This window comes from Catenibacterium sp., assembly GCF_052354645.1.
Taxonomy (GTDB): domain Bacteria; phylum Bacillota_I; class Bacilli_A; order Erysipelotrichales; family Coprobacillaceae; genus Catenibacterium; species Catenibacterium mitsuoka_A.
The window spans coordinates 1-6,073 of record NZ_DAWDDM010000115.1 but is presented as its reverse complement, the minus strand read 5'-3'; the positions used below and the strand labels follow the sequence as shown (position 1 = coordinate 6,073).

5 protein-coding genes are annotated in these 6,073 nt (G+C 32.4%); all 5 read left to right on the top strand.

Going from position 1 to position 6,073, the window contains the following annotated elements:
- Positions 1-137: 137 nt before the first annotated feature.
- The 5 genes from ACT8VG_RS06375 to ACT8VG_RS06355 all read left to right on the top strand — a co-directional run bounded on the left by ACT8VG_RS06375 (position 138) and on the right by ACT8VG_RS06355 (position 5,909).
- Positions 138-1,133, top strand: coding sequence for an L-lactate dehydrogenase (locus ACT8VG_RS06375; protein WP_117459836.1), 996 nt, complete (start codon positions 138-140; stop codon positions 1,131-1,133).
- Positions 1,134-1,248: 115 nt separating this feature from the next.
- Positions 1,249-1,962, top strand: a complete 714-nt coding sequence (locus ACT8VG_RS06370) for a hypothetical protein (RefSeq protein WP_117459834.1) — start codon at positions 1,249-1,251, stop codon at positions 1,960-1,962.
- Between the two features lie 56 nt (positions 1,963-2,018).
- Positions 2,019-3,422, top strand: a complete 1,404-nt coding sequence (locus ACT8VG_RS06365) for a TrkH family potassium uptake protein (RefSeq protein WP_226793497.1) — start codon at positions 2,019-2,021, stop codon at positions 3,420-3,422.
- Positions 3,423-3,433: 11 nt separating this feature from the next.
- On the top strand, positions 3,434-4,108 hold the full coding sequence (locus ACT8VG_RS06360; RefSeq protein WP_117459830.1) for a potassium channel family protein: 675 nt from the start codon (positions 3,434-3,436) through the stop codon (positions 4,106-4,108).
- Between the two features lie 43 nt (positions 4,109-4,151).
- Entirely contained in the window at positions 4,152-5,909 is a 1,758-nt protein-coding gene (locus tag ACT8VG_RS06355) for a hypothetical protein (RefSeq protein WP_217106597.1), read from the top strand.
- Positions 5,910-6,073 lie beyond the last annotated feature (164 nt).

The following is a 6,073-nucleotide window of genomic DNA, read 5'->3' as shown; positions in this document are numbered from 1 at the left end:
AATTGGGACATTATCAACTTGGATACATTGAGACATTATCACATTGGAATCAGATTTTTTATTTAAATAGCAAATATTTTATTGTATTTAGGAAATGATTATACTATACTTCTAGGTATAGGAGAGTGAAATAAATTATGGCAATGACAGATTATTTAAATGATATGCCAGCTCAGGGTAACCGTAAAGTTGTTCTAGTTGGTACAGGTTTTGTAGGTATGAGTATGGCTTATACTTTAATGAACCACAAAGGTATTGATGAACTTGTATTAGTTGACGTTAATACTGAAAAGGCAGAAGGGGAAGCAATGGACTTAGTTCATGGTTTACCATATGCAAACGGTAAATTAAAGGTTTATGCAGGTGATTATTCTGACTGTACTGATGCTAACGTTATCGTTGTAACTGCTGGTGCAGCTCAGAAACCAGGTCAGACAAGACTTGAATTAGTTGCAATCAACACAAAGATCATGGCTTCAGTTGGTAAGTCTATTAAGGAATCAGGATTCAATGGTGTAATCGTAGTAGCTTCTAACCCATGCGATATCATGACTTACGTAATGCAGAAGGCTACTGGTCTTCATCCATACCAGGTTCTTGGTTCAGGAACTATGCTTGATACAGCAAGATTAAGATATGAAATTGGTAACTTCTTTGAAGTAAACCCAGCTTCAGTTCATGGTTATATCATGGGTGAACATGGTGATAGCTCATTCGTATCTTGGACAAATTCTTATATCGGATGTAAATCACTTCTTGAAGTAGTTGAAGAAAGAAAAGTACCATTTGATCAGTTACAGAGAATTTACGAACAGGTAAGAGATGCTGCTTATGAAATCATCAATAAGAAGAGAGCAACTTACTATGGTATCGGTATGTCTCTTGCTAGATTAGTAGATGCTATCTTAAACAACGAAAATACAGTACTTCCATTATCATGCTACCTTGAAGGTCAGTATGGTCATGAAGGTTTATATATCGGTGTTCCAGCAATCATCAATAGAGCAGGTATCCGTGAAATCTTAACATTACCTTTAACTGAATCTGATCAGGAAAAATTTGACAGATCTTGTAGCACATTACAGGAAATCATTAATACTACTGTAACTCCAATTCTTGAAGGAAAAGAATAAGATTGATTTTCACTTGAACTCTTAGGCTTGCGCCTAGGAGTTTTTTTGCTTTACATGAAATTAAGATTCATAATATGTAAAGTGTGCTATAATAGATAGACTAGGAGGGAAATTCATGAATAATAACGAATTTGAATATAGTGAAAAAACAAAACGTCGTGTTAGAATCTTTAAGAGAATTTTATCGTTTATTGTACTTATTCTTGCAATTGCGACAATGGTTGCTTTATTCTATGTAAAAAAAGAAAAGATGCGCGTTCGCTTGTTTTTCTCATTATTACAATATATTGCGATGAGTATTGTCTTAATCTCCCCAAGACTTTTAAAGAAATTCGCAAACTTTGAAGTACCTGTTGAAGTACATATCAGTGTTACTGCCTTTGCGTTTTTAGGACTTGTGCTAGGAGATGGTTTAAACTTCTATGGAAAGATTGGCTGGTGGGATTCATTACTTCACTTTACTTCAGGTATTATTCTTTCATTTATCGCTTTATGGCTATTACAGATGCTTATTCTACGTAGAAAATACCTTTTTATGCATCGTGCATTGTTATATATATTTGTAGTTGCTTTCTCACTTGCAGTAGGGGCGGTATGGGAATTATGTGAATATACAGTAGATGACATTTTCCATACAAATAACCAGCAATATATGGCAACTACACGTGCGACTATCGTATCAAGTGATGATGAACCATTAGAAGGACATGATGCTCTCGCTGATACAATGAAGGATCTTGCACTTGATCTTGCAGGGGCTATTTTAGTAGTATGTTATGAATGTTCTAAGAAAGAAATTACACAATATTATGTCTCTAAGAAAGACTAGTATTGGATTTATCACATCTTGGTGTTAGAATAGATGCGATTATAGGAGATTTAGTTATGAAAGATATTGTTTTAGCTAGGCGAAAGCATTCTGGCCGACTTTCTGCACCAAAGAAAGTATCACTTTCTTTTCTTGCAGTAATTATAATAGGTGCTATAGTACTTTCTTTGCCATTTTCAAATAAGAAAGAAGCTGCAAGTTTCTTGGATAACCTCTTTATTGCAACATCTGCTGTATGTGTAACAGGGTTATCACCTTTGACAGTTGTGGATCAATATAACCTCTTTGGTCAGACAGTTCTTATTATTCTTGTTCAAATTGGTGGTCTTGGATTCTTAACTTTCTTATATCTTTTCTTGTTTCTTGCAAGACAAAGAATTACATTAAGTAGAAAACTTGTCTTTACTGAAGCACTCAACCAGAATTCTTTAAGTATGCTTCCAAGACTTTTGAAAACTATTTTTATTTATACTGTTTCAATAGAAACGATTGGATTAATATTCTTCTCAATGTTTTTTATACCTCGTTTAGGTGCTCTTAAAGGCTTATATTATGGTATATGGCATTCCATTAGTGCATTTTGTAATGCTGGATTTGATCTATGTGGATCTACATCACTTATTGCATACAACACAAATCCAATTATTAACTTTATCGTACCATTTGAAATTATCATGGGTGGTCTAGGTTTTATTGTGGTATTAGATATTCATGATAAATATATTAAAGAAAAGAGAAGATCATCAAGCTTTTCGTGGCGTCATCTATTTGGCAGCTTTGCCCTACATACAAAGATAGTATTAATGATGACTGTATCGTTGGTTGTTATAGGTACATTATTATTCTTTATAATGGAATTCAACAATCCTGCAACGATTGGAAAAATGAATTTAGTAGATAAGATTATTGTATCATTCTTCCAATCAGTCACTACACGTACTGCTGGATTCTCAACAGTGGATATGTATTCTCTTAATAGAATCACAAAAATATTGATGTGTTCTCTTATGTTCATCGGTGGTTCTCCTGCATCTACTGCAGGTGGTATTAAAACAGTTACTTTTGCACTTGTATTACTATTAATGAGAACAACTTATCGTGGTATTGAAGAAACAACAGTATTCCAGCGTCGTATCAAGAAAAGAACACTCGTAAGGGCTTTTTCTATCTTTTTCCTTGGACTAATGCTTTGTATTATTTCATCTTCTATTATGCTTATAACAGAACCTAAACAGGATTATTTAAATATCCTAATGGAAGTATTCTCAGCATTTGGTACAGTAGGACTGAGTGCATCTGTTACACCTGCATTAAGTATAGTTGGTAAATGCGTAGATATTATCTTGATGTATGCTGGACGTATTGGCCCTATTTCATTAATGATTTTATTTACTAAACGTTCACATGATAAAAATACAAAAGAATTTAAATATCCAGATGAGGATGTACTTGTTGGCTAGGAGGAGTAAACATGAGTAATAAACCAAAACAGGTCGCTATTTTAGGATTAGGTATCTTTGGAAGCACACTTGCTGAAACATTAGAAGACTTCGGAGTAGAAGTTCTTGCAGTAGATATTGATCCAGTATGTGTCAGTAGAATTAAAGACAATGTTACTAAAGCAATCGTAGCTGATGTTACTGATCGTGAACAGCTATTAGAACTTGATATCAATACATTTGATGTGGCTGTTGTAGCTATTTCTAAACATTTTGAAGAAGCAGTAACATGTACTTTATTATTAAAGGAATTAAATGTCCCTTATGTTATTGCGAAAGCACGTACTAAACGTAAGAAGATCATTCTAGAAAAAGTAGGGGCTGATCGTGTTATTAATACAGAAAAAGAAATGGCTTATAAGCTTGCTAAACATTTATTAAGACGTTCTATTGTAGATTTAGTAGAACTTGATGAAGAATATTCTATCGTAGAAATTAGGACACTTAAGGATTGGGAAGGCAAATCACTTTCTAATGTTAATATCCGTCGAGTTTATGGTATGAACGTTGTAGGTATTAAACCTCAAGGTTCACCTAAGATGACAATGGACTTTAGTGCTGATTATATTATTCAGCCAGGAGATCACTTCCTTGTTGTAAGTAAAACAAAAGAAGTAGAAAAATGGGATTTTCTCACTAAGGAATAGCAAAAGGCTATTCCTTTTTCTATAATAGTAATAGGAGGATATTATGAACCTATTACAACTCACAATAGAAACTTTTGATAAGAATGTTGAGACTGACTTTACTTCTTTTAAGAATCATATAAATTATATTGAAGATCATAATACAGTCGTCAATGGTCTCACATTCGCTTTTTTTGGCTTAACAGAAATTATTATTAAGAGAGTTTATCTTACATTTGAACTAAACAATATCATACATACTATTGAACGTGTGTATCAATCAGGAAGATGTATTCTTCGATGTGATGATCTAGAAAATGAAGAAGCCAGGCACCATATCCACAATATTTTGAATATGAATTATAATCAATTCCTACACCAATTTATTATGCCTGTTTCTTTTATAGAAACTTGGATTCAATCACCTACAGAGGCACTTATGCGTTCCTTTCTATCTACAAAATCTGTCATGACGAGTGATACAAAAATGATAGAGGAACAGATTAATGACACAATGGCTTTCTTAAATAGTTATGAAGATTATAAGAGTGCATGTGCTTATATTACTAAGAATAAGCCTTATCTATCTCTCTATTCCAATCATTTAGATCAACTAGAAAAATCACTAGAAGATAAGAAAAAGAAAGTATTACGTGAAATTGAACTAGTCACTGAATTAGATGATATGGAAAAGAAAGCAGCTATCAGAAAGCAGCAACAACAGACAATAGATAAAAGAAGAGAAGGACTCAATGCTTTATCTTTACTCTATGATGAATACTTAATATCACAGGATCATCTATTTGATTTAGAAGCATCTTATACACGTGCTGTGTATCTTTATGGTAGTGAAAATGATGATTATATGCGTATGTATCATCATTATATGAATAGTATTGCGGGTATACTTGCAAAGGATTTAAAGGAAGGAACACCTTGCCCTGTATGTGGCTCACTTCATCATCCTAAACCTTGTTTAATAGAAGGAAGAGAAATATCTCGGGAACTTCTTTTTAAGAAAGAAGCTATATTAGAAAAAACAAGAACAGATTTAGAAAAGAAGCGCTTAGAAAAAGCAACCTATATGGTACGTCATCAAAGACTCATAGAAAAGATTATAGAAAAGAAAAAAGAATTAGATATTACAGAAGATATTTCTAAAGAAATGTTTATTAGAGAACTCAGTATATTAAATACAGATTATTTATCTCATTATAAGGAGGATAAGAAGCTCTTAGATGAAATAGGTTATCTACATAAATTAGAAAAACATCTTCCAGCACTTAAACAGGATTATCATGAAATACTTATGGCAATTGAAGAAGTCAAAGAAGAATATCTTACATTACAGAAGAAGATTAAACATGCAGAAAAGTTCTGTGATGAAATCATTCAAAAATATTCTTTTATTATGTATGTTGATGAAAACATCATAGAAAATAAGAAGAAAGAATGTTTGAATAATCAAAAGATACTTACATTACTTCATAAGCAGACAATACCTCTAGAAGAAGATGTCACATCTTTTATCACGCAGTTAATGAATACTGCTAACCGTTTACTCAAACAAATCACCCATGATCGTCTTCAACTTATACTTGATAATAAACTTTATCTTCAAGAAGAGGATCATCTTTCTCTGGTGGAGGATTCTTCAATGCTTGGCTTATGTATAATTGTTTTAGGATATAGTTTATCTTCTATGATTTCACATCAGGATATATTATTCATTGATCACTCATTACAGGAAGATTATCACGAAACATTAATCAATACACTCTCTATATCCCCTTATTTTTCAAGACTCTATATTACAAAATAAGTGAATATAACACATTATTATCATCATGATTTGGATTAATCCTTTTCATTTTCCCAAAAATAGTTATAATATTATCGTACAAGAGAGGAGAAAGTTATGGCAAAAAATAATATTAAAAATGATGCAATTACACCTAGAGACGTTGATTTTGCACAATGGTATAC